Annotated in this window: 11 protein-coding genes, 1 tRNA gene and 1 riboswitch; of the genes, 8 read left to right on the plus strand and 4 right to left on the minus strand. The window is 59.2% G+C overall.

The genetic code is table 11. The features are described 5' to 3' along the window. Positions 1-264 precede the first annotated feature (264 nt). The gene (locus tag ABIQ96_RS04135) at positions 265-1254 is read left to right on the plus strand and encodes an IS630 family transposase (protein ID WP_348213287.1); all 990 of its coding nucleotides are present in this window, start codon (positions 265-267) and stop codon (positions 1252-1254) included. A gap of 807 nt (positions 1255-2061) precedes the next feature. After that, a complete protein-coding gene (locus ABIQ96_RS04140) occupies positions 2062-9054 on the plus strand; it encodes an Ig-like domain-containing protein (protein ID WP_348213288.1) in 6993 nt (2330 codons plus the stop codon). 348 nt (positions 9055-9402) lie between these two features. On the opposite strand, the gene ABIQ96_RS04145 is transcribed toward ABIQ96_RS04140, so the two are convergent. Next, positions 9403-10560 carry a substrate-binding domain-containing protein gene (locus ABIQ96_RS04145; protein WP_348213289.1) on the minus strand — a complete coding sequence of 386 codons (1158 nt, stop codon included), beginning with the start codon at positions 10558-10560 and terminating at the stop codon, positions 9403-9405. A 115-nt stretch (positions 10561-10675) separates the two neighbouring features. Between ABIQ96_RS04145 and xylA the strand changes: the two genes are divergently transcribed. Beyond that, on the plus strand, positions 10676-11980 hold the full coding sequence (xylA, locus tag ABIQ96_RS04150; protein ID WP_348213290.1) for a xylose isomerase: 1305 nt from the start codon (positions 10676-10678) through the stop codon (positions 11978-11980). A 258-nt stretch (positions 11981-12238) separates the two neighbouring features. On the opposite strand, the gene tnpA is transcribed toward xylA, so the two are convergent. From tnpA to ABIQ96_RS04165, 3 genes are all read right to left on the minus strand, one after another. After that, positions 12239-12691 (minus strand): IS200/IS605 family transposase, encoded by a 453-nt coding sequence (tnpA, locus tag ABIQ96_RS04155; protein WP_348213291.1) that lies wholly within the window; start codon positions 12689-12691, stop codon positions 12239-12241. Between the two features lie 95 nt (positions 12692-12786). Next, positions 12787-14205, minus strand: a complete 1419-nt coding sequence (purB, locus tag ABIQ96_RS04160; RefSeq protein WP_348213292.1) for an adenylosuccinate lyase — start codon at positions 14203-14205, stop codon at positions 12787-12789. A gap of 127 nt (positions 14206-14332) precedes the next feature. Further along, positions 14333-14409: transfer RNA gene (locus ABIQ96_RS04165), tRNA-Pro, on the minus strand. A 144-nt stretch (positions 14410-14553) separates the two neighbouring features. Between ABIQ96_RS04165 and ABIQ96_RS04170 the strand changes: the two genes are divergently transcribed. The 5 genes from ABIQ96_RS04170 to thiC form a co-directional block, all read left to right on the plus strand. Continuing rightward, positions 14554-15432 (plus strand): LysR family transcriptional regulator, encoded by an 879-nt coding sequence (locus ABIQ96_RS04170; RefSeq protein ID WP_348213293.1) that lies wholly within the window; start codon positions 14554-14556, stop codon positions 15430-15432. Positions 15433-15436: 4 nt separating this feature from the next. Further along, positions 15437-16366: a LysR family transcriptional regulator gene (locus tag ABIQ96_RS04175; RefSeq protein ID WP_348213294.1), complete on the plus strand. Its 930-nt coding sequence runs from the start codon at positions 15437-15439 to the stop codon at positions 16364-16366. 209 nt (positions 16367-16575) lie between these two features. Next, positions 16576-17526 carry a ferritin-like domain-containing protein gene (locus ABIQ96_RS04180; RefSeq protein ID WP_348213295.1) on the plus strand — a complete coding sequence of 317 codons (951 nt, stop codon included), beginning with the start codon at positions 16576-16578 and terminating at the stop codon, positions 17524-17526. A gap of 139 nt (positions 17527-17665) precedes the next feature. Further along, on the plus strand, positions 17666-24202 hold the full coding sequence (locus tag ABIQ96_RS04185; protein WP_348213296.1) for an MBG domain-containing protein: 6537 nt from the start codon (positions 17666-17668) through the stop codon (positions 24200-24202). A gap of 25 nt (positions 24203-24227) precedes the next feature. Continuing rightward, positions 24228-24341, plus strand: a riboswitch (TPP riboswitch). Between the two features lie 216 nt (positions 24342-24557). After that, positions 24558-25885: phosphomethylpyrimidine synthase ThiC (thiC, locus tag ABIQ96_RS04190; RefSeq protein ID WP_348213297.1), on the plus strand; the 1328-nt coding region annotated here is incomplete at its 3' end.

Raw genomic sequence — 25885 nt, forward strand, 5'->3', positions numbered from 1 at the left:
GAAACCTGCCGGGAATTTGGAAATGTCTCTGAACATGCCAAGCCTGCCGACCCACAAAGCACGTCAAGAATAAATTTCGTTATTTATTAATATTTAGATGGTTATGACTTAAATTGACGCCAATGACCCATTGCCAAAAATAATTTCCGAAACTCCGCACAAAAGACTGGTACGAGCGTTTGAACCGTTCATTCTCCACGGATCTGCCGTCCCCGTCAGTTGCCGAACGAGGAAACCTGTCCGCTCCCCGAGCTCGAGCAGGCCATGGCCTGTTGCCCCGACGGCAAGTCCTACCGCCGCCTCAACGCCATCCACCTGCTGCTCATCGGCGTGGGCTTCGATCTGGTCCTGCGCAACTGTGGCCGTGGCGAACGCTGCCTGCGGCTCTGGATCACGCGCTTCAACGCCCAGGGCATCGACGGCCTGACCTATCGCCCGCGGCCCGGCAGACCTCGAAAGCTCGCCGCCGCAACCGTCGAGTCCGAGATCCTGCCGCTCGTAGATGATCCCGGCCTCGCCGGGCAACTCCACTGGACCGCCGTCAAACTCAGCGGTTGGCTCAAGCAGGAAAAGCCCTTCGACATTTCCTACCGCACGCTCGTCCGTTATCTCCACGAACACCGGTATGCCCGCCGCATCCCGCGGCCCATGCCAGAACCGCCCGACAAAGACAAATGGACCCAACAGCGAGAGGCCTGCGCCACGGAACTCGCTGCTCTGTTAGCCGATCCCGCCGCCCGCGTCTTCTTCGGCGACGAAGCTGGCTTCGAAGGCGATCCCCGTCCTCGTCACAAGTGGGTGAAGCGCGGCAGCCGTCCCACCCAAGGCTACTATGGAGGCCACCTCCGGCGCAACGTCGTGGGTGCGGTGGAGCCGGCCAGCGGCGAGTTCGTCAGCCTGATCGTCGCCCACTGCAACACCGAGGTCTTCCAAGCCTTCCTCGACGTGATGGCCGAAGAAGTGCCGCCCGAGGAAGGGAAACAAATCCACCTGGTGTTGGACAACGCCGGCTGGCACAAGAGCGCGCGCTTGGACTGGCACCACATCAAGCCGGTCTATCTCTCCCCCTACAGTCCCGACTTCAATCCCATCGAGCGGCTCTGGCAGCACGTGAAGGGGCAATCGATGGCAGGCTTCCTGACCAACGACGGTGAGGCGCTTACCGACAAGCTGCTCGATTCCCTTAAAAACCTGTTGGATGACTCGAAGCTCGTCCGTTCTGTCTGCGCCTTGCCCTCCTTCAATCGGAAATGACTTCTGGCAAACGGTCTATCAGGAAAAGACCCGGCAGTTTTTCCGCAGCTAGCGGATATTTTCAAAACCTGCATCGGACGCGTTTAAAAAAGTAATCATTGGATTTTAGGAAAGACGGGAAAAGATGGAGTAGTATCAATTTCCGTAAAAACCGACGCCTCGGGAAGCGCCAACGGAGAGACACTTCAACTTGGTAGATATTCCCTAAAGGTGTTTGATCGGTGATGGCATGTCCGCCGGGCTTGGCGACGCCGAACCGTTACGAGGTCATGGACATAACCAGCCATGGGTCGGTTCGAATAATTGGCATTGCGGCTTCGATTACTTCGCGGAAGCACTCTGGATGACATTTTTAAGTATTGATGCCTGCGCAACTGTCACCGATCAATTGATTAGATCAGGGAATAGATCTTGACGATTCAGCGGTTTTCAGGCTTTCCTCCGCAGTCTGGTTGAAAAAATCCCAACCAAACACCCCCCTCTTTCATCTGTATCCCCCAACAGAATGACGCCCACACGGACAATTCGTCGTGTCCACAGCCTATGGAAGGCTGTGCATCCGGATTTATTATCTTCGCTGAGCCGCGTATCCCGCCAGCCAATCTCCCGTTCGCATCGCGGTCGTTGTGGGCAATGCATGGATCCCGGTCACGCCCTAACACCGGTTGGAGATCATCGATCAAAACGTTTCGGCAATGCCGGTGAATTCCGGTCTGTTTCAAAGCTGGTTGAGGCATACCAAGTCTCCCGATGAACCGCATCCTCTTTTCCTGAGAATTTCCCGCAATCCAATCACCCCCCTGTCGCATGAAAACCACGAATTGCCTCCTCCGAGCACTCTATCTGCTCCCCATCGCGGCCTACGGCATCACCGCAAGCAACGCGCAAACCCGCACCCTGACGGTGAATTCCACACCCGCCGCCAGCGTGCCGGTCACCGTCAGTCCCGCCGACAATTCGAGTCAGGGCAATGGTTCTACCAGTTTCAACCGCACTTATAACAACGGCACCGGAGTGACACTCGTCGCCCCATACGCCAACTTCGTGAAGTGGCTGAAGGACGGCCAGTGGTTCGCCACCAATCCGACCGCCACAGTGGCCATGGACGCCAATCACACGATGACCGCAGTTTACACCACGACTCCCGTGGTTGGACCATTCACCAACGGCAGCTTCGAGAATGAATTCACCGGCTGGACCTGGTCCGGCAGCGCGCAGGCGGTGAAGGTGAAAACCGGTCTTCCGTCCACCAACGGCACGACAGTCATCGAATTCGACAGCAACAATTCCCCCACCGACGGCGTCCTTACCCAAACCTTCACCACCAACCCGGGAACGTCATATGCCGTCACTTTCGACCAAGGGGTTCTGTCGTATAACAACAACGCACAGGTCATCCAGGTGGCGATCGCCGGTTCAAGCAACCTGCTCACACAGGCCTTCAGTCTCAACGGCATCGGCGGTGGGAACGTCAACTATACTTCCCGATCGGTGACCTTTACCGCCAACAGCGCCACCACCACCCTGACATTCCGCGACCAATCCTCGACAACCAATGGCATCGATCTTCTGCTGGACAACGTCGCAGTGAATGTGGCGGGCGCTCCTGTTTTGGGATCCAACGCCCTCTTCAATGGCAGCTTCGAATCGGACTACGACGGCTGGACGCCGAGTGGAGCGACCCGCATCGAGGCACCGGGCCCTCCTTATACAACCGACGGCATGAAGATGCTGTCCTTCAATGTCGGGGAAGCGCCAACCGACGGTTCTGTCAGCCAAAGTTTCGGCACCACTCCCGGGGCAACCTACAGCGTCCAATTCGACTTCGGCACCCTCGGTTACAAAAACTCCCAGCAAACGGTCCGCACCCTCGTTACCGGCAACGGCACCCTTCTGAACCAAACCGCCTCGGTCACCTGCCGTCCTGATTTCGTCATCGTCTTTATTCCGGTCGGCTACACTTTCGTCGCCAACAGCGGAGTGACCACGCTGACCCTCTCCGACGCATCGGCAACCGGCAACGCTCTTGACGGCTTTCTCGACAACGTGCGCGTGATCGGCTCCGCCGGCGGAGCCAACACCGCTCCCTCCGCGGTGGCGGACAGCTACTCGACGAGCACCAACACGCCACTGGTCATTCCAGCCGCCGGAGTTCTCACCAATGACTCGGACGCTCAATTCAATCCGCTCACCGCCGCTCTCAACGTCGGACCCGGCCACGGAACGCTGACCCTGAATTCTAACGGAAGCTTCACCTACACCCCGGCCAGCGGCTACACCGGTCCGGATTCATTCACCTATCACGCTAATGATGGCTCGCTGGATTCCAACATCGCCCAAGTCTCCATTTCCGTAAACTCCCCCGGGTCCAATGTGATCGTGAACGGCAGCTTCGAATCGAATTTCACCGGTTGGAACACCAGCGGCAACCAGGTCATCGAATCCGCCGCCCCCTATGCCGCGAGCAATGGTTCCAAACTCGTCGGCTTCAACGGCGGAAACCTAACACCCAACGCCGTTCTCACCCAAACCTTCGCCACGGTCGCGGGACAAACCTACACCCTCACGTTTGACGCTGGTGTTCTTGCATTCAACACCAACGCGCAAACCATTCAGGTAAAAGTCGATGGCCTGTCCAGTCTGCTCACCCAAGCGATCACCCTCAACGGCCTCGGCGGAGGAAACCAGCGTTGGGTGCCGCAAAGCTTCAGTTTCGTGGCTGACAGCACCGCCGCCACCCTGAAATTCACCGACCAATCCACCTCCACCAACGGCCTCGATCTCACGCTCGACAACGTGAAGGTCCTCGGAGCCGGAGGTGCCGCCAACACCGCACCGGTTGCGGTCGCCGATTCCTACTCGACTCCCCAGAACACCGCGCTGGTCGTGCCAACCACCGGTGTGCTCGGCAATGACACGGACGCCGAAAGCAATCCCTTGACCTCCATCGTCAACGCCGGACCGGGCCACGGCAACGTCACTCTCAGTCCTAACGGAGGCTTCACCTACACGCCGACCAACGGTTACACCGGCCCCGATTCATTCACCTATCACGCCAATGACGGCTTGCTGGATTCCAACATCGTCACCGTTTCGATCACGGTCAATGCCATCTCCGTCGGACCTTTTGCGAACGGTAGCTTCGAGCAGGGAGAAACCGGTTGGTCCATGACCGGCAATCGTCTGGTTTACCAATCGGACGGCTCCTATGTCGCCACCCACCCATCCCCGACGTCCACCGCCCACCTGCTGATTTTCAACGGCGGCGAAACCGCACCGGACGGGTATATCAAACAAAATTTTGCCACCACTGCCGGACAGTCCTACACCCTCGCGTTCGACGTGGGAACGCTCGGCACGAATACCAATGAGCAAAAGCTACATATCAACGTGGTCAACGCCAACTCCGACATGTCGGTGGAAGCGATCGATTTCTTTATCCATCACGCTGGTTCCACTCCTGATTCACTGGTGTATAATACGGCGTTCGTTTCCGGTAATGGATTGGGAACATCGTCGTGGACACATAAGACTTATTCGTTTGTCGCCGTCAGCAACCTCACAACCGTCGCCTTGAGCGACATTTCCGACAATACAGCCGGCATCGATCTCCTGCTCGACAACGTGAGCATCAGCGCTTCCTCCGGTGGCCCGAACACCGCACCCACAGCCGTCGCGGATTCCTACACCACCCCTAGGGACACCGCGCTCGTGGTGGCCGCCGCAGGCTTGCTCTCCAACGATACTGATCCCGAGTCCAACCCGCTCACCGCCATCATTAACGTCGCGCCGGGCCATGGCGCGCTGACGCTGAATGCGAACGGCGGCTTTACCTATACGCCGACGGGCGGCTACGCAGGTCCGGATACGTTCACCTATCATGCGAACGACGGATCGCTCGATTCCAACACCGCGACGGTTTCCCTGACGGTGACGGCACCGGGTGTGACCGCGCTGGTAAACGGAAGTTTCGAAAACGGCTTCACGGGATGGACGACAACGGGCAACCTGGCGATCGAATCCAGCTCTCCCTACACGGCGACGGACGGGAACAAGCTGGTGGGCTTCAATGGAGCGAACCTCACGCCGAACGCGATCATCCAACAGAGTTTCTCGACGGTGCCGGGTCAGACCTACACGCTGGCCTTCGACGCTGGCGTGCTTTCCTTCAACACGAATTCGCAATCGCTGCAGGTGACGGTGAACGGCACGTCCTCGCTGCTGAACCAGGTGATCACGCTGAACGGCCTGGGCGGCGGAGCGCAGCGCTGGGTGCCGCAGACGTTCACGTTTGTGGCGAACAGCACGGGCACGACGCTGAGTTTCCGCGACGTCTCGACAACGACGAACGCGCTCGACCTGACGCTGGACAACGTGCGGGTGACGGGCGCCTCCGGCGGAAATTCCGCACCGGTGGCGACGGCGGACAACTACTCCACGCCGCAGAACACCGCGCTGGTGGTGGCGGCCGCCGCGGGCGTGCTTTCCAACGACCTGGACGCGCAGGGCGATCCGCTGACGGCGGCGCTGGTGACCAATGTGAACAGCGGCACGCTGGCACTGAACGCGAACGGCAGCTTCACCTACACGCCCAACAACGGCTTCGCGGGCACGGATGCTTTCACCTACAAGGCGAACGACGGCACGGCGAATTCCAACGTGGCGACGGTGAACCTCTCAGTCAACGCGCCGAGCTCGCAGCTTCTGGTGAACGGCAGTTTCGAGTCCGGCTTCACCGGCTGGACGCCGACGGGCAACCAGGTGATCGAGTCCGCTTTACCGTATGCGGCGACGAACGGCAGCAAGCTGGTGGGCTTCAACGGCGGCGACAAGACGCCCAACGGAGTGCTCTCACAATCCTTCGCTACGGAGGTGGGCCGCAACTATATCGTGAGCTACAGCGTGGGTGACCTTTCCTATGTCTCCGGGCAGCAAAAGATGGGGATCTCGGTGACGGGCTCGGGAAACCTGCTCACGCGGCAGGAAACGCTGGGTGCCGCGCCCAACGGCCTGAACGTGTGGGTGACGCGGAGCTATTCCTTCGTGGCCAACAGCACGACAAGCACGCTGACCTTCACGGACCAGTCCACGGTCACCCTCGGCGTGGACCTGACGCTGGACAATGTGAGCGTGGTGGGCGACTCGGGCGTGCCTAACAGCGCGCCGGTGGCAGTCGCGGATTCCTATACGACGCCGCAGAACACGGCGCTGGTGGTGGCCGCGCCCGGCCTGCTCTCCAATGACAGCGATCCGGAAGGCAGCCCGCTGACGGCGACCGGCGTCCTCGGAGCCGCGAACGGCGCGCTGGTCTTCAATGCGACCGGTGGCTTCACCTACACGCCCAACAGCGGATTCAGCGGAACGGACTCGTTCAGCTATCGGGCGAATGACGGCGTGCTGGACTCGAATATCGTGACGGTTTCCATCACGGTGACCTCGACTCCCCCACCCTCCGGCGGGGCGTTTGCGAACGGCAGTTTCGAAACGGGCAGCTTCGCTCCATGGACTACCTCCGGCGGCACTGCGAACAGCGTCCTGATCGACTCCTCCACCGGCGGAACCAATGGCTCGAAGATCGTCGCCTTCAATAGCGCGCAGTCCCCCGCGACCGGCATTCTCTCGCAGACCTTCACCACCACACCCGGCGTAGCCTACACTTTGGCATTCGACCTCGGCGTGTTCGGCTACAACACGAGCCAGCAATCGATGCAGGTGAAGGTGACCGGCAGCGGCAGCCTGCTGACGCAAACCGCCGCCATCACCGGCGTGACCGGCAGCGTGAAATGGGAAGCCAAGAGCTACAGTTTCACGGCTAACAGTTCGACCGCTACCCTGACGTTCACCGACACTTCGCCTACCACCAACTCCATCGACATGCTGCTGGACAACGTCCGCGTCACCAATGCGAACTCCCGCACGCTGACCGTGGATTCGATCGTCGCCAGTGGCGTGGCCTTGACCGTGAGCCCGTCCGACAACGATGGAGCCGGCAACGGCAATGCCTTGCTCACGCGGAGCTACAATCTGGGAGCCACCGTCAACGTCACGGCGCCGGCCACGGCTTCCAACGGAGCCACCTTCGTGAAATGGGTGAAAGACGGAATTGAGTATGCGGTGACGCCCGCCACAAGCGTGACGATTTCCGCAAATACCAACCTAGTCGCGGTCTATTCCGGTGGATCCTTCGCTCCGCTCGGACCGAACGTTCTCGTCAATGGCAGCTTCGAAACGAACGCGGGCGACAGCATTGCCAACAACTGGACCACCGTCTGGGGCCGGGTCAATGGATCCACCCGCATCGAACAACCCGGAGCGGCCTCCGGATTCCCCACCGATGGCAATAACATCCTTTCCTTCAATGTCGGCAATACGCCTAACGACGGAGTGGCATCGCAAAGCTTTGGCACCACCATCGGCACCAGTTATACCTTGCAACTGGATGTCGGGGCTTATGGCGGTCCGTCGGGAGCGCCGGTCAGCCAGACACTCAACATCGGTGTCGTCGGCTCGGGGACCTTACTTTCGAAATCCGTCACACTCGTCGGTGGAGCTGGCAACGCCATCGCTTGGGCTCCGCGGACCTATACCTTCACCGCGAACAGCACCACCACGTTTCTTTACCTATCAGATGGCTCGGCCACCAGCAACGGCACCGACCTTTTCGTGGACAACGTCCGGGTCAGATCCGGCACGCAAGCTCCTTCCACCATCTTGGTGAACTCCACTCCAGCCAACGGCAAGGTGATCACCGTGGCAACGCCCGATCTGGCTGGCCAGGGTGACGGCACCACCAGTTTCACCCGCATCTACGCCACCGGTTCGACGGTGCAAATGGTCGCGCCCTATCAGAATTTCGTAAAATGGCTGAAGGACGGCCAATGGTTTGCCACCAACCCGAGCGTCAACATCGTCGTCGATGGCAACCACACCTTCACCGCGGTTTATACCAGCACTCCCGTTGTGGGCGCATTCCAAAACGGCAGCTTCGAACAGGAGTTCACGGACTGGACCTGGACGGGCAGCCAGCAATCGGTCAAGGTCAAGGACGGCCTGCCAAGCACCGATGGACTAATCATCATCGAGTTCAACAGCAACTCGTCCGCAAACGATGGAGCGATCGCGCAGACGTTCACCACCACGCCGGGCACGACCTACAACGTAGCGTTCGACATCGGGACGAAGGCCTTCAACACGTTTACCCAGACGCTGAAGTGCCAGATCTTCAATGCCAGCAACGTGAGTCTGTTCTCACAGAACTACTCGATCAGCGGCCTCGGACCGAACGGCGACGTTTACTACCTGCCAAAAACGTTGACCTTCACGGCGAACAGCACGACTTCCACGATCACCTTTAGCGACCAATCGAGCACCGGCAACGGAATTGACCTTCTGTTGGACAACGTGCGGGTGAACGCTGCCGCCGCCGGCATGCCAGTTGCCGCCGCGTCCATCGCCCCCGTTTCGGACACCTCCGTGGTTACCCATCAGTCTGGAGCTCCGGTTGTCACCGGCGACAAGGATGCCGGAGTGATTCCGGGAGTCATCCCCACACCCAAACCAACCACCGGCATCGAGGTGATCGACGGCAAGAAGTATCTCGTCCTGACCGTCGAAAAGCCCGCTGTGCCAGATGGGGTCATCCGCGTGGTTCAGGTTTCCCCGAACCTCGTGGATTGGTTCAGCGGAAGGCAGAACACCACGGTGATCATTGATAACGAAACAACTCTGAAGGTCCGGGACAACACCCCGCTCCGTCCGGGAGCGAAGCGCTACATCCGTTTGAAACCGATCCGGCACTGATCCTTCCGAGATCCATTGAAAAATCCGAGGCATGGGAGCAATCCCATGCCCTTTTCATTTTCCGGGACGGGACGAACTTCAGACAATCGTTGTGCGATAAGCAGCGTCGCGGAGAAGACCTTGGCTCCCTCAGGGAGAACATTCAAAAATCATGAATGAAGACTTAAACCAGCTCCGCATCAGACAAAAAAGGAGCGGTCCGACTGATCATCCTCCGAGGAAAACCCATTAACCCGGGAGGCATCTCAGTCGGACCGCCTTGTCTTGCGACAGAGATAATTAAGCACCCGCCGTGCCAAAACTTTCAGCGAAAGGAAACTTTCCCGAATTTATTTTCCGACTGCCGCGCTAGCTGGATTTTTCCCTGGATCCCCGACGGTAGGTGGCGGGTGGCACGCCGACCAATTCGCGGAAATTCACGGTCAGACGTTCGTTGCTTTGAAAACCGCAGCGTTCGGCGATAGCGGAGACGGCGAGATCGGTGGTGCTGAGCAGACGTTTCGCCCGTTCCACGCGTTCATGCTGGATCATGGAATGCGGGGAGCGGCCGAGGCTGGTTTGAAACTTCCGCTCCAGCACACGACGCGAGACACCGGCTTGCGCAGCCCATTCGTCCACAGAAACGATCGCGGAAATTTGTTCGATGAGAATTTGCATCGCGCGCCTAACCAACAAATCGCTAACCGCTTCGTAGGAGCTCGATCCACGGGCGACGATTTCCAATGGCTGCACGAGAACCGGCGAGTGGGGAGATTTTCCAGCCCAGATGCCTTCGATCATTTGAACTGCTTCCGCCGCCAATCGACGCCACGGTAAACGGATGCTCGAGAGCGCCGGGCGCGCCATTTCACAAACGGTTTCATCGTCGTTGGCGGAAATCACGCCGACTGCGAAAGGCACTTCCAGGCCCGCCTGTGCAGCGGCTTCCAACACGTGGCGGCCGGTCGGATCGTGGGCGGTGAAGATCCCTAACGGTGTCGCCTGTGCCGCCAGCCAACCGACCATGTCTTCGTCCGGATCACGCCAGTATTCATCGTATTGCCGCCAGTCGCGGAACTCCTCCCAATAGACGGGCACCTCGCCGACTACCGAACGAAATCCTTCCAACCGCTGCATCGCATAGTGCGCGTCGGAGCGCCCGACAAAGGCGAAGTTCCGGTAGCCGCGGGCGACCAAATGCTCCGCCGCGAGTCGGCCGATCGCGGCGTCGTCGATATCGACGTTGAAAGCTCCATCAATCGATTCATCCGAGGGAACAAGAATCACCGGACAACCGAGGGCGACCAACGCTTCAGTTAGGCCGGATTGCCACTCGGTGATGATGGCGCTCGGTTTCCATTCCCGCAAACTGGCGAGCAACAGATCGGGCTGCCGATAGAGATCAATGACCCAGAAATCGTAGCCCATCCCGGCAAATGGCGCGAGCCCAGGAACGAGGCGGCGGATGTTCACGGAGGACTGCACCACCGCGATGCGGCGCGATGGATCGGATTTCAGATGGCGCATTTCATCAAGAAGCTACCGGAAATTGCGGTAGCGACGCCAGCGGATTTTGCGCTAGCTTGCAGGAAATCGCGCCTGTTGCGCCATTTCGAGCCAATAACCCAAATCAACCGACAAGATGAGTGTATTTCCCTGTGAGGCAGTCAAATACGAAGGCCCCGGTTCAAAGAACCCGCTTTCATTCAAACACTACAACGCGACCGAAATTGTCGCAGGCAAGACCATGGCCGACTGGTTCCGTTTCGGCTGCGCCTATTGGCACACGATGCGCGGCACCGGCTCCGATCCATTCGGCATGGGCACCGCCGCCCATCCATGGGACGACGGATCCAATTCCGTCGCCAACGCCCAGAACCGCGCCCGCGTGTTCTTCGACTTCATGGAAAAAGTCGGTCTCGACTATTACTGCTTCCACGACCGCGACGTCGCGCCGGAATGCGCCACGCTGGCCGAGTCTAACAAAGCGCTCGACGCCGTCGCCGACGTGCTTGAAGAAGAACAGAAACGCACCGGCAAGAAACTGCTCTGGGGCACCGCCTGTCTCTTCGTCCATCCACGCTATCAGCAAGGAGCCGCCACCAGCCCGAACGCCCAAGTCTATGCTTATGGTGCGGCGCAGGTGAAAAAAGCGATGGAAGTCACCCACCGTCTCGGCGGAGAAGGTTATACATTCTGGGGTGGCCGCGAAGGCTACACCACGCTGCTCAACACCAACATGAAGCGTGAGCTCGACCACCTCGCCCGCTTCCTCCACATGGCGGTGGATTATAAAATGGAAATCGGCTTCAAGGGCCAGTTCTACATCGAACCCAAGCCACAGGAACCGACCACCCACCAATATGATTCGGATTCCGCCGCGTGTCTCAATTTCCTCCGCGAATACGATCTGCTAGAGCACTTCAAGCTCAACATCGAGACCAACCACGCGACCCTCGCCGGTCACACCATGGAGCACGAACTCACCGTCGCCTATGAAGCCGGCGCGCTCGGCAGCATCGATGCGAACATGGGCACGCCAAACGTCGGCTGGGACACCGACCAGTTCCCGACCGATCTCTATCTGACCACCCACACGATGCTCGTCCTCATGAAAATGGGCGGCTTCACCACCGGCGGACTCAACTTCGACGCCAAGCGCCGCCGTGAATCATGGGAACCCGTCGATCTCGTTCACGCCCACGTTGTCGGCATGGACGCCTTCGCCCGCGGCTTGAAGACAGCCGCCGCCATCCGCGCGGACGGACGCATCGAGCAATTCATCTCGGAGCGTTACAAGACTTGGGACAGCGGCGTCGGTTCGGAAATCGAAGCCGGCAAGACCACTCTCGGTGACCTTGAGAAATATGCCCTCGCCAACGGCGAACCGATGGTCGCCAGCGGCCGTCAGGAAATGATCGAAGGCCTGTTGAACGAGTTCATCTAACTCTCCCCTCCCGACCTTGCGCGGGGGTAGCCGATGGCCGCCTCCGCGTTTTTTGTGGTGAGGAATGTAAGGGAGCCGGATACCCAATGATTTACCTGAGGCTGTCACATTCTGCCTCGTGAAGGCACCGACTTCGCTTCCTTGAATCGAATAGCCAGCCCCAACGGGGTTCAATGAGACAGCCCAGGGCGGAGCCCTGGGTTTGTCGTTATCCCGACCTCCCAAGTCCTGGAAGGACGACATCCGGGCATTTGGGATTCAATCCCAAACATATCGCTCATCGAACGGAATCTCATATCGATTCAACAACCGTCTGTATTCTTCCTGAAAGGTCACTTTGCGATGATGCTCCGCTTGATCTGAAATGTATTCCTCCACCGCTGGCCGATGCGACGGACTGATGGAAAACATCCCATAGCCACCTTGCCAATGAAACCTGGAATAGCTCTCTCCTTTCGTTTTCAACCATTTCGACGAACCCGTTTTGATATCCTGTACCAGATCCGATGGTGACGATGTGCGCGGATGGGCGATCAAAAGATGAATGTGATCCTCCACTGAACCCGATCTGATCAAGGTGCCCTTGTGGTTCTCCACAATGCCGCCGATATAGGCGTGAAGTTCATCACGGATGTCGTCGCCCAAGCACAACTCTCGATTCTTCGTTGAGAAAACGAGGTGGACGAGTATTTGTGCTAGCGACTGCGACATGTGGATTTCGCCCTTTCAGGGCTTGGAAATTTATTTTGACAAATACCCAAGGCGTTGCCTTGGGCTATCACATTTGGCCCCGTTGGGGCTGACGATCACAGGATCGATCCCGGACCGTAGGCTGCCGCCTGCGGACTGGCGGCTTCGAGTTTTCCAACAGCAGCAGCGAAGGCGCCGATCTGGGCTTTCGCGGCACCGGATTCGCTGTCGCCTTTAGCCAGGATGGCGTCGAGCGCATCGCGGGAAAGACCGAGCCGTGAATCATCCGCGAGACGCTCGACGAGGTCGTTGCGATCGATCACTCCGAGGCGCAGATCGTTCACGGTGGCGACGGCGTGCTCCTTGATTGCCTTGTGCGCGGTTTCGCGGCCGACTCCGGATTTCACGGCCTCCATCATGATCGTGGTGGTCATGAGGAACGGGAGATAGTGGGCGGTTTCGGCATCGATCACGGCTTCGTAGGCGTCCATCTGGTCGAGGACGGTTAGGAAGGTTTCGAACATGCCGTCGATGGTGTAGAAGGAATCTGGCAGCATGATGCGGCGGACGACCGAGCAGGAAACGTCGCCTTCGTTCCATTGGTCGCCGGCGAGTCCGGCAGCCATCGCGAGGTAGCCTTTGAGGATGACGTGGAAACCGTTCACGCGTTCGCAGGAACGCGAGTTCATCTTGTGCGGCATGGCGCTGGAGCCGGTCTGGCCGGGGGCGAAACCCTCGCTGGCGGTTTCGTTTCCAGCCATCAGACGGAGGGTTTTGCAGAACGAGGACGGACCGGAGCACAGGTCGGTTAGGGCGGCAACCACGCGGAAGTCGAGCGAGCGCGGATAGACCTGGCCGACGTTGGTCCACACGGCGGGCATGCCGAGGTGGGCGACCACGCGTTTTTCCAAATCGGCGACTTTTCCGGCATCGCCTTCGAACAAGGAAAGCTGGTCCATTTGCGTTCCAACCGCGCCTTTAAGTCCGCGGACGGAATAATTGGCGATGACGGCATCGAGCGCTTGCAGGCTGCTCAGAAGTTCCTCGCCGAACATCGCGATGCGTTTGCCGAGCGTCGTCGGCTGGGCGGCGACATTGTGAGTGCGGGCGGTGAGAATCAGATCGCTCCATTGCTCGGAGCGCTCGCGGAAACGGCGCAACGTCGCGACGGTCTTGTCGCGGATGATGAGAAGCGAACGGTAAACCTGAAGCTGTTCAACGTTTTCCGTCAGGTCACGCGAGGTCATCCCCTTGTGGACCTGCTCGTGGCCGGCGAGATCGTTGAATTCCTCGATGCGCGCCTTCACGTCGTGCCGCGTGATTTTTTCCCGCGCCATGATCGATGCGGGATCGACGCTGTCCTTGGCTTTTTCATAAGCGGCGATGGCTTCGGCCGGGACATCGAGGCCGAGATCGCGCTGGGCCTTCATCACGGCGATCCAGAATTCGCGCTCTAACACGATCCGCCCTTCGGCGGACCAGATGGCTTGGAGGGCGGGCGAGGCGTAGCGTTCGGCGAGGACATTTGGAATCACGCGCGGACCATGGAGACCTGCAAATGAAGTTTCAAGAGGCAGTTTGCCTAAAAATCGAGGGTCTCAACCGCGCGGAATGGCAGGAGAAGTGGTGCACGGGATCCGACCCAAATCATTGAAAATGAAGTGGTCGGGGCGGCCAGATTCGAACTGACGACATCCGCGTCCCAAACGCGGCGCTCTACCAGGCTGAGCTACGCCCCGGTGCACGGGCGGACCCTTGTGGATTCCCGCGGGTGAATCAAGAAATTCCTTCATTAAATTTCAGCAGCCTGAAATCCAGCGGGTTCGGCGCAAATTAACCCTTGAAGCAGGCCGGTTGCGGTCGAAGGTCACGGCCAAACCCTCATGAACGAAGTTTCGAGAAAAAAACAACCCGATTTCGAGGGACTGCCTAACATCACCTTCCGCCAGTTGGAGGTCTTCCGAGTTGTCTGCAAGGAGAAGTCCTATGCGAACGCCGCGCTGGAACTGAGAAGCACGCGGGCCAACGTCAAACGGGTGTGCGATGATTTCGAAAAAGCGGTGGGTAGGCCGTTGTTTCAGGAGGGTCCGAACCGCAGTCTGGAGCCCGCGTCATTCGCCCAAGGCCTGCTCGGACAGATCAGCCCGCTTTCCCGAAGTCTGAGGCGGTTGGGGGAATCCGTCAGGCACCTGCACGAGGAAGGCCGGATCCTGCGCTTCGCCGCTGCGGGAGAGTTTTTCAAAGGCGGACTGTTCACGGATTTTCTCGGACGCCTGCAGATTTCCGACGCCTTCCGTCCGTGCTTCCTGCGAATCGAGACCAAGCGCTTCCGCACCGCCCTGTTGAATGCCGAGTGCGACGTTTATTTCGGCGTCGGAATTAGCGCTTCGGATCGGCTGGACCTGGTGAATCTCGGGCCGATCCCGTGGCAAATCCGGATTGGCAAAAAATTCCACGGCAAGCCACCCGCCAAACCCGCGGATCTTGCGGCAGGCAAGTGGCGGCTATCCGATGCCGGGGAAAACGAAGCCTCCGCACGGCTGTTGGACGCCTTCCATGCCGCAGGAGCCAAGGGCGGAGGGATCCTAACCGATTCCTCCGGCGACTCTCCGGCGGACGACGAAGTTGTTTTCATCCATGACACGACGGGAAAACATGCCGGTGACGGCAATTGGCCCTGTTATCAATTCTCCGCCGTCTTGCGAAAGCACCACCCCTACTCCGAGCTGCTCCCCCGTCTGACGGGAGCCGCCATTTCCTGACACCATGGACATCGATCTCAGCGCGCTGTTGGTTTTCAGGCATCTGGCGCAAACCGGCAGTTTCACAGAAACCGGAAAACGTTGGAAAATCTCGCAGCCCGCCGTAAGCCTGATGATCGGCAGGCTGGAGAGTGCGGTCGGGCTGATCCTGCTCGAACGATCCAGTTCCGGCACCCGCCTCACCACCGAGGGAATGCAGTTTCTGGAGAAGGCCAATGAAGTTTGCGATTCTTATCTAACATTCATCGACGGCATGCGGAGCATCGGGCGACGTCTCGATCATGAGGTTCTCGTCGGCATCGACCGCTCCTGGTTCGGATCGATTCTCATGGAGTCACTCGGGCAGGCCGTCTATCCGGACGGCATCACCCCGCGGGTTTGCGAAATTGTCGGGAACTGGACCGAAGCGCTCGAATCCACCCAGTATGACGTCGTCCTCGCGGGGCGCTTTCTCCGAGCCGGTCTATCAGCAGGGATCCAGGAGGCGGCCATCCGCAAGGAGCGCGGCATCACGGTCGCGTGGAATCCGGATTTCTATCCGTTTGATCCGGTCAATTTCAGTTTCCCCGAAATCCTGCGAACCAGCGTGTTGATGCCCGACAGCGGCGTCGTCACCGGGTTCGCCTCGTCGCTCGAGCTTTGGTGCGAACACGCCTACGGCATGCAACCGCCGAACTCGGTACCCTTCACTTCGGAAATCGACGCCGCACAAGCCGCGGCCGCGGGGCTGGGCGTGCTGATCTCCCCCGGCGACGCCATGCCCCGGCTCGGCGGGGCGGGAGAGGGATTAATCCATGTTAGAACCTTCGAGTTTCTCCTGCCCGAGGCATTCACTTTTGGCGTTTATTGTCGGAGCGATGAAAATTCCAAGGATGTCCTGGGGGTGGCTTCCACCATCGGGAAGCTGTGCGGGAAGCTGTTCCCCAAGACCTAGCAGAATCTGCGGCGGGGATTGTTCACGGTGAAAACGCGTTTCGCAGGGCATTGTGCAATTCCCGCATTGCTCGTTGAAATGGCCGGTGCCAACCCGGTAACGGATGTCGGATAACCCTATGCGGTTTTGGTGTGCGGGGAATTTTGCGCGATCCTATCAGCGGATTGAGAGGTGGATGTTTCAAAAAACAAACCTCCAACGAACAAACCATGAAAACACCAAGCCTCATCGAAGAACTCAGCCAGACCTCACTCAACACCGGCGGACGCCGCAATTTCCTGTGCAGGCTGGGCCTCGCAACGGCAGGAACCGCGGGATTGATCGGTGCCGCCACGACCACCCGCGCCGCAGCCAGCGAAGTGCGGGCCGCACCGACCGACACGGATGTCGCCGTCCTTAATTTCGCCCTCAACCTCGAATACCTCGAAGCGGAATATTATCTCAACGCAACCACTGGAGAAGGCCTTGAAGGATCCATGATTGACGTGGATGGCACCGGTGGCGCGAAGGGAGCCAAGGTGATCATCAAAGACAAACCCAAAGTAAAATTCACCACAGCCGCCTTCGAAGATTATGCGAACGAAATCGCCATCGACGAAGCGAACCACGTGAAATTCATCCGCGGCGCGCTCGAGGCAAACGGAGCCAATGTGGTGGCCCGCCCGCAGATCAACCTCAAGAAGAGCTTCGAAACACTGGGCAGTTTGATCGGAGTTGATAATTTCGACCCGTTTGCCAATGAGATCAATTTCCTGATCGGCGCGTTCATTTTCGAGGATGTCGGCGTGACTGCCTACAAGGGAGCCAGCCCGCTGCTCACGGACAAAGGCATCCTTGAGGCCGCGGCAGGGATTCTCGGAGTGGAAGCCTATCACGCCGGAATCGTCCGCACGTTGCTTTACGCCCAAGGCCCGAAAATTCGCAATCTGGTGAACAAAATCTCGGCAGTCCGCGCGTCACTCGACGATCGCCCCGCCAATGCAGGCAGGCTGGACCAAGGCATCGTTCGCAAGGGAACGGCCAACCTTGTACCTACCATGGATTCCAACTCGATCGTTTTCAGCCGCTCGACTCGCCAGGTTCTGAACATCGTTTACGGAGGCATCGACGCCACCAGCGGACTCTTTTTCCCCCAAGGATTGAACGGTGCCATCGCCTGATCCCCCTCCCGGAAAGTAAACCCAGAAAGAAAACCGGTTCGTGCCTCGGCGCGGACCGGTTTTCCCATTGCTGGGCCGTCACGTCTTGATGCTTGATTCTCAGGTCTTTTGGCGTGAACCTTTGAACTTGTTCCCCCCCATGAAACGTGCATTTTTTGCGGTTGCGTGTCTGTTTGCCATCGTCATCGGTTGGCTGGTATTCTCGCGATCCGGAAAAATCACCCGCGACATGGGGCGAGCCAAGTTGCCCGCCACTGCCATTGCTGAGACCGGAACCGGCCCTTCATCACCCACCGCCACTCCTTCTCCGTCCGAAATTGCATCACAGCCTTCGACTGGCGCGGACGATCCAAATAACCTCGGCCAAAAGGTAGTCAACTCCGTTCCGGCCGTCATCGCACCGCTGCGCCGCACGATTCCAGTCACCGCCGAATTTGTCGCCACGCTCGTCACCGGTCCCGATGCCGTTTCATTCGCCCTGCCCGACGGACGCACCGCCAGCGGGTCCATCGACCAGCGGCACATGGCCACCGACGGATCTCCCGCCGGTGTCAGCGGTCGCCTCACCGCTCCGGGAAAGGGAAATTTCCTGTTCCGCGTCCAGCCGGATGGATCGCCCACCGGCCCGGTCGTCGGAGCAGTCGCCATCGACAACGAGGAAACTGCCTTCCGCGTCCTCGCCGGGCCAACCGACACCTCGCTACTCTCCGAGCTTCCGGTCGATCAGGTCATTTGCCGGAGTTATCTCCTGCCTCCCGAAGAAGCGGACCAACCGGAGGAAATTCCGGCAGACCATCCGACCTCCATCCCGATACCGACCTATCAGAACGGCGTCATCCCGCTCCAAAGCCTGCCCGGAGCCCTCGGCGTGATCTATCTGGATTTCGACGGACAAACAGGACCTCAGGAGAACTGGGGCAACTTCGACGCGGCCTCACCCAACGTTTCCAACACCACCATCAAGGACGTCTGGACCCGGGTCTGCGAAGACTATGCTCCTTTCAATCTCAACATCACCACCGACCTCCAGGTTTACCTAACAGCATCCGAGACTTCGCGACAACGCTGCATCGTCACACCCACGACGACCGCCGCCCCCGGTGCCGGCGGTGTCGCTTGGGTCGGCTCGTTCGCCTGGAGTGGTGATACACCCTGCTGGTCGTTCTATGCCTCGGGAAAAAATTCCGCCGAGATCATTGCGCATGAAATCGGCCACACGCTTGGACTGTCCCACGATGGCAGGAATTCGCCGTTTGAAGGCTACTATCTCGGCCACGGCACCGATCCTGTCGGCTGGGCGCCGATCATGGGCGCGGGCTATTACAAGAATCTCTCGCAGTGGTCGAAAGGCGAATATCTGTCCGCTAACAACCCTCAGGACGACGTCGCGATCATCGCCGCCAACAACAACGTAGGTTATCGTACCGACGACGCCGGTGCAACCCACGCCACGGCCGCGTTGTTGGAAATTTTCACCGGCGGGGTGGTCAATTCCCAAGGCACGATCGAAAAACAAACCGATGTCGATGCGTTCAAATTTACCACCACCGGAGGAAGCGTCAATCTGGCGGTTTCACCGGTCGCGGCCGGTCCCGATCTCGACATCCTTGCCTCGATTTACGACGAGTCGGGAAATCTGGCCATATCTAACAATCCAGATGCCGCAATCAGCGCGACCCTGGTGGCCACCCTTGCTGCCGGCGAATACACCGTCCGCGTCAATGGGGTCGGAAGGGCCTTCCCCCTGGTCGATGGCTACACCGATTATGGCTCGCTGGGTCAATACACCATCACCGGAACGATCACCGGTGCCATCGTGCCGGACCGTTTCATGCTCGCGGAAAATCCTTCCGTTGGAGCGGCCGTGGGTGTGCCCACGCTCCAAAACAATCACACGGGTGCCCCGCTGACCTACTCCATCACAGCAGGGAATACCGGCTCGGCGTTCACCATCGATCCCAATACCGGGGCGATCACGGTCGCCACTCCTTCCGTGCTCAACTATGAGACGCTTTCCAGCTCGTGGACCAATCCTCCCGCGCTGAATCTAACTATCGATGTCGTGGATACCCTGAACTCCGCCCTCAACGAATCGCTCCGGGTCGTCGTCGCCATTTCCAATGTCAACGAAGTCCCCGCGATCTCGGAAGCGTCGGCCATCACCGCCATTTCACATACGGTCAACACCACGCCGCTGGCCACGATTACGGCGTCGGATCCGGATGCCTTCGATTTTCCCGTCTTTTCGATTTCATCAGGCAATCTGGCCGGAAAATTCGCCATCAGCCAAACCGGCGTCATCAGCGTGGCTGGCGACCTCGATTCCACCGTTCAATCCTCCTACTCCCTGACGATCCGCGCGACCGATCATGGAACGCCCGCGCTGACGGCGGATCTTCCGGTCACCGTCACCATCATCCCGTTGGCGGCCACCTACACTCCCGGGTTCGTCTATCACACGATTTATGAAGGAATCGGCGGATCGACTCTCAGCAGCCTGACCGACAATTCAGCCTATCCCACTGCTCCTACAAGAGAGGTCAAACTCACCAGCTTCACGGCGACCACCGAGGGCGACAACTACGGCAGCTCGATCCGGGCGTGGTTGATCGCTCCCTACACCGGACGCTATGAGTTCTGGATCGCGGGCGACGATTCCGCGGATCTGAATTTCAGCTCCGCGGGAAATCCGGCCGCCACAACCAAAATCTGTTACCTGACGTCATCCAGCAACTATCAGGAGTGGACGGCATTTTCGAGCCAGCACTCCACCATCATCAACCTCACCGCCGGGCAAATCTGTTATATCGAGGCCATTCACAAAGAGAACTCAAACGACGACCACCTGTCCGTAGCCTGGCAGATCGAGGACACACCCGGCACCACCACCATTGTCCCTCAGGAAGTGATCCCCGGACGCTATCTTTCGCCGCATCAACTCAACTACTCGCCGAAGGTCCTCGCAAGCACCGCCAGTCTCTATCAAAATTCCTACACCGGCCACTCGGTGGCGACACCCATCGTCACGGATCTGAATCCCACCGACGGTCACACCTGGGCCATCACCGGTGGAAACTCCGCCGGAATTTTTTCCATCAATCCGGCTACCGGCCAGATCGGCATCGCGAATGCCGCCGCTCTCGCCGCCTATGGTTCCTCATCGGTCATTCTTACCCTGACATCCACCGACAACGGATCAGCGCCTCTCGCCGGCTCCGGATCGATGACCATCAATCTCGTTGCCTCGTCGGTCGCCCCGACCGCAGGCTTGATCCAGGAATTCTGGGATGGAGTGATCGGAACCGACCTCTCCAATCTTTATGCGGTGACCCGCTATCCCAACCGTCCGGACCGATTGGTCGATCTAACTACCTTCGATTCGGGGTCGGGAATTGGTGACAACTATGGTGCCCGCATCCGCGCCTACGTCATCCCGCCGAGCACGGGATCCTACACGTTTTGCATCTCATCCGACAACAATGGCTCCCTGCTTTTGAGCACGGACTCGAATCCCGCGAATGCCACCCAGATCGCATCGGTCGCCACTTTTTCCGGTTATCAGACTTGGGGCACCTACCCTTCGCAGACATCCGCCCCCGTAACTCTCACCGCAGGCCAGCGCTATTTCATTGAGGGCCGGGTGAAGGAAAGCACCTCGAGCGACCACCTTTCCGTAGCATGGACCGGCCCCTCAATTCCGAGTATCACACTGATTGACGATGCCGATACCGAGCCCTATGACTCGAATGTAGCACCTGCATTCGGGTCTTCGTCTTATTCTTTCTCGCTGCCCGGCGGCTATTCGAACAACTCGGTGGCGGGCACTGTGGTGGCCACCGATTCACCGTTTGAAGAAATCCGCTACGCCATTGTTTCCGGAGATCCGCAGAACGGCTTTTCCATCAATCCGGTCTCCGGCCAGATCACCGCGGGGGACACTTCTAACATTTCCATAGGATCCACTTACAATCTCCAGATCGGTGCGCAGGACTCCGGTCACGGCCGCCATTTCGCGCCGCGCGAAACCCTCGTCCCGGTGGCGGTCACGGTGCCGGGAACGAACATCCCTCCCGTTTTCACTTCGGATCCGATCACACTCGGTCCGTTCCCCGCGGGCCAGCCGCTATCCGCATCCATCGCCTCATTCGCCATCGATCCGGGCGACGTGATTTCGTTCGACCGGGTTTCCGGACCATCATGGCTCACGGTCTCGACCGGCGGTCTGTTGTCAGGCACTCCTGATTTCACCCAGTTGGGCCCCCATGCGGTGGTGGTCTCGGCAAATGACGGACACGGCCATGTCGTTCAGGGAAACGTAACGTTCACCATTTCAGCCCCTCCTAACGGACCCCTCGCCACCCTGACAGCCGCCAACGCGATCCCCTCGCTTGTCACCGGCTCGGTATTATCGGGCACCGCCACCAATGCCTCGACGAGCGACAATACCTATCAGGTGTTGCGCGAGGCGAGTTCATCCGGGACCTCCGCCCTCGATTACCGCTGGACCTTCGCAACTCCCGCCAACACACCGGTGAACTTGCGTGTCGAAGCCCATCACACATCGAACACCGAGGATGACGACTTCCAGTTTTTGGTATCCACCGACGGTGGCGGCAACTTTACCGACGCGCTTCTCGTCACGAAAACCTCCGACGACAACAACGCCCAATCTTTCTCTTTCACCACCGGTGCCGGTGACACCACCGTTATCGAGGTCATCGATGCCAACCGGACCAACGGCAAGACAGCACTCGACAGTATTTCCCTCGATCTCCTGGCCCTGGACTCACCGGGAAATGCGGTTCCATCCGCCAACGACACCACTTTCCAGGTCGCCTCCCACACTCCCGTCGGAGTTTCTATCGGAAATGTGGTCGCCACGGATCCGGATGCCGACCAGACCTTGTCGTTCAGCCTGCCTCGCGGCAATGAAGCCGGCTACTTTGCGATTTCCCCCACCGGCGCCCTCAGTGTGGCAGCGGATATTCCCGAAGGCACGGGACCGATTCCGCTCATCGTCGTAGCCACTGACGACGGTGTTCCATCTCTCGCCAATTACGCCACCGTCACCATCAATGTGGTTCCGCCACTTCCTGCGACCGTCACCTTGGAAAATCTAGCAGGCACCTATGACGGGAACCCTCACGCCGTAACCGTGACGGTCGATCCGGTCGGCCTGCCCTACGTCCTCACTTACAACGGTTCTCCCACTCCTCCGATCCATCCCGGGAATTATGCCATCAGCGCCAGCGTCGTGAGTTCGATCTATGCGGGCACCGCCACCGCCACCCAAATCATTGCCAAAGCTCCCGCCAGTATTCTCCTCGAGAACCTCTCCCACACTTACGACGGCACGCCGAAATCGGCGACCGCCTCCAGCGCTCCGCTGAACCTGAACGTCGATATCACCTACAACGGATCGGCGACGCCCCCATCTAGCGGAGGAAGCTATTCGGTCGTCGCGTCGATCAATGATCCGGATTTCGCCGGCTCGGCAACCGACACTTTGGAAATCGCCAAGGCACCTGCCACGGTTACCCTCGAAGGGCTTTCCCACGAATACGACGGCTCGCCGAAACCCGCCACCGCCACGACAAATCCACCGGGGCTCGATGTCACGTTCACCTACAACGGCCTCGCCGATCCTCCCGCGGACGCAGGCGTCTATGAGGTGGTCGCCGCCATCGATTCCACAAATTACTCGGGGAGCGCGACCGCCTCGCTCGTCATAAATTCCACCGCGGCCACTATCAATCTGGCGGACTTTTCACAAACCTACGACGGCACGCCCAAACCCGTTTCGTTCACCACCACACCTCCCGGCGTGTCAGTGGAAATCCTCTACGACGGATCTCTTACACCACCCACCGCCGCGGGAACCTATCCGATCGTCGCAACCACGGCCGATCCGAATTTCACCGGTGGAGCTACGGGCAGTTTGGTGATCGCCAAAGCCATCGCCATGGTAACCCTCGACAGCCTGTCGCAGGCGTTCGATGGGTCTCCAAAATCGGTGACATTCGATACTTCTCCAGCCAACCTAACGGTAGCCATCACCTACGACGGATCACCCGACGCACCGTCGGCGGTGGGATCTTACGAAGTGAGCGCCACCGTGGAGGATGACAACTATTTCGGCACCGCTTCCGGAACGCTCGAAATCCGCAACAATCTCATCATCGCCGAAGGGCAGACCGTGGATCCGCCGGATGTCAGCGCCACCTATCATGCACTGGTCAACGACGGGACGTTGGTCCTCCGCTCCGGCACCCTCCATATCGCTGCGAATGCCATCAACAACGGTGTCCTCCGCCTCACCGGCGACGCGGTTCTCGACATTTCCGGCACCTTCACCAACACCGGTTTCATCGACATCATCAACTGGACCGGCACTCTGCCACCGGACCTGGTCAATACCGGGACCATCATCGACCGCACCGCCGTCAGTCCCCTTTCGGTACAAAACTTTACGGCGTATTTCACGTTCTCCATCCCGGGTTTCAACGGCCACCTCTACCAACTCGAGTCGTCGCCCGCTCTCACCGGCCCATGGAGTCCGATCAGAAATTCCGTTCCCGGCAGCGGCAGTCTTGCCGCCCCCCCGGCGCTGGGTTTCAGTCAGCCGATCGATGGGCAGGCGAATTTCTACCGCGTTCAGGTCACTCCCGCCCCTTGACTTCCCCGCCCGGAACGACACACTTCCCGCCAGACAGGGGTGCTCGCCGATCGCAGAGCCGAGATTTTCCAACGCGTGGAAAAGACCCTCCGAACCTGATGCGGGTCATGCCGCCGTAGGAAGTCGAAACCTCCCGAAGTTTCCCTTTCCCGGCCGTGCCTCATCCGCACGGCCTTTTTTATGACATCCAACAATGAAGCACTAAATCTTAAGCATTAAATTCTAAACTAAGAACTCTGCTTTTTGCGGCTGAAAAATCATCTTCTTCATTCGCTAGATTCGCCAGATTCGCGGTGCCTCACTTCTTCCTCTTCTCTGCTCTCAACTCTCAACCTCCAACACTCAACTTCTTCAAATGATCTCCACCGACGAAACCACCGGCGCGCCAATTCCCGAAACCCACGACGCCTCCCTCGCGCCGCTCCCCGCCTCCACCCGCGTTTACGTCGAGGGCCAGATCCACCCGTCCATCCGCGTGCCGATGCGCGAGATCACCCTCTCCGACACCAAAGCATACAACGGCCGCATCGAAAAAAACGCTCCGGTCCGCGTCTATGACTGCTCCGGCCCGTGGGGCGATCCGGATTTCACCGGCACCTCCGACCAAGGCCTCCCCGCCCTCCGCCGCGATTGGATTCTTGCCCGTGGCGATGTCGAGGCCTACGACGGCCGCCCGGTCCAACCGCAGGACAACGGCTACCTCACCGAAAAACACGCTGAATACGCCTCACAGTCCGAACGCGCTAACAAGTTCATCGAATTCCCCGGCCTCACTGCCGAGCGCCGCCAGCCGTTGCGCGCCACCGGGAAGCCCGTCACCCAGAAATACTACGCGGACCAGGGCATCATCACCGCCGAGATGGAATTCATCGCCATCCGCGAAAACATGCGCCGCACGCAGATCGCCGATCAGAAGGAAGACATCGTCCGCAACAATCTGGACAAGCAGCACGCCGGTTCCACCCAGCTCCCTAGCAGCCCCTACACGCCTAACATCTTCCAGCGTTTCCCGCAGCGCATCCCCGCCGAGATCACACCGGAGTTCGTCCGCAGTGAAGTCGCCGCCGGCCGCGCCATCATCCCGCTCAACGTGAACCACCCGGAATGCGAGCCGATGATCATCGGCCGCAACTTCCTCGTGAAGATCAACGCCAACATCGGCAACTCCGCCGTCGCCTCCTCCATCGAGGAAGAGGTCGAAAAAATGCGCTGGTCCACAAAGTGGGGCGCGGACACCGTGATGGACCTTTCCACCGGAAAAAACATCCACGCCACCCGCGAGTGGATCTTGAGAAACTCCCCTGTCCCCATCGGCACCGTGCCGATCTATCAGGCGCTCGAAAAGGTCAACGGCAAGGCCGAGGACCTCACTTGGGAACTCTATCGGGACACCCTCATCGAGCAGGCCGAGCAAGGCGTCGATTACTTCACCATCCACGCCGGCGTCCTGCTGCGTTTCGTCCCGATGACCGCCAGCCGCATGACCGGCATCGTCAGTCGCGGCGGCTCGATCATGGCCAAGTGGTGTCTCTCCCATCACAAGGAAAACTTCCTCTACACCCACTGGGATGAAATCTGCGACATCTGCGCCGCCTACGATGTCAGCTTCTCCATCGGCGACGGCCTCCGCCCCGGCTCCATCGCCGATGCCAATGACAAGGCCCAGTTCGGCGAGTTAGAAGT

The organism is Luteolibacter sp. (assembly GCF_039920825.1).
Lineage (GTDB): Bacteria > Verrucomicrobiota > Verrucomicrobiia > Verrucomicrobiales > Akkermansiaceae > Luteolibacter.

What these genes read in the sequence shown, in the direction of transcription:
- ABIQ96_RS04135 (WP_348213287.1), top strand. Translation starts at nt 265, where the DNA reads ATGGCCTGTTGCCCCGACGGCAAGTCCTACCGCCGCCTCAACGCCATC.
- ABIQ96_RS04140 (WP_348213288.1), top strand. Translation starts at nt 2,062, where the DNA reads ATGAAAACCACGAATTGCCTCCTCCGAGCACTCTATCTGCTCCCCATC.
- ABIQ96_RS04145 (WP_348213289.1), bottom strand. Translation starts at nt 10,560, where the DNA reads ATGCGCCATCTGAAATCCGATCCATCGCGCCGCATCGCGGTGGTGCAG.
- xylA (WP_348213290.1), top strand. Translation starts at nt 10,676, where the DNA reads ATGAGTGTATTTCCCTGTGAGGCAGTCAAATACGAAGGCCCCGGTTCA.
- tnpA (WP_348213291.1), bottom strand. Translation starts at nt 12,691, where the DNA reads ATGTCGCAGTCGCTAGCACAAATACTCGTCCACCTCGTTTTCTCAACG.
- ABIQ96_RS04170 (WP_348213293.1), top strand. Translation starts at nt 14,554, where the DNA reads ATGAACGAAGTTTCGAGAAAAAAACAACCCGATTTCGAGGGACTGCCT.
- ABIQ96_RS04175 (WP_348213294.1), top strand. Translation starts at nt 15,437, where the DNA reads ATGGACATCGATCTCAGCGCGCTGTTGGTTTTCAGGCATCTGGCGCAA.
- ABIQ96_RS04180 (WP_348213295.1), top strand. Translation starts at nt 16,576, where the DNA reads ATGAAAACACCAAGCCTCATCGAAGAACTCAGCCAGACCTCACTCAAC.
- ABIQ96_RS04185 (WP_348213296.1), top strand. Translation starts at nt 17,666, where the DNA reads ATGAAACGTGCATTTTTTGCGGTTGCGTGTCTGTTTGCCATCGTCATC.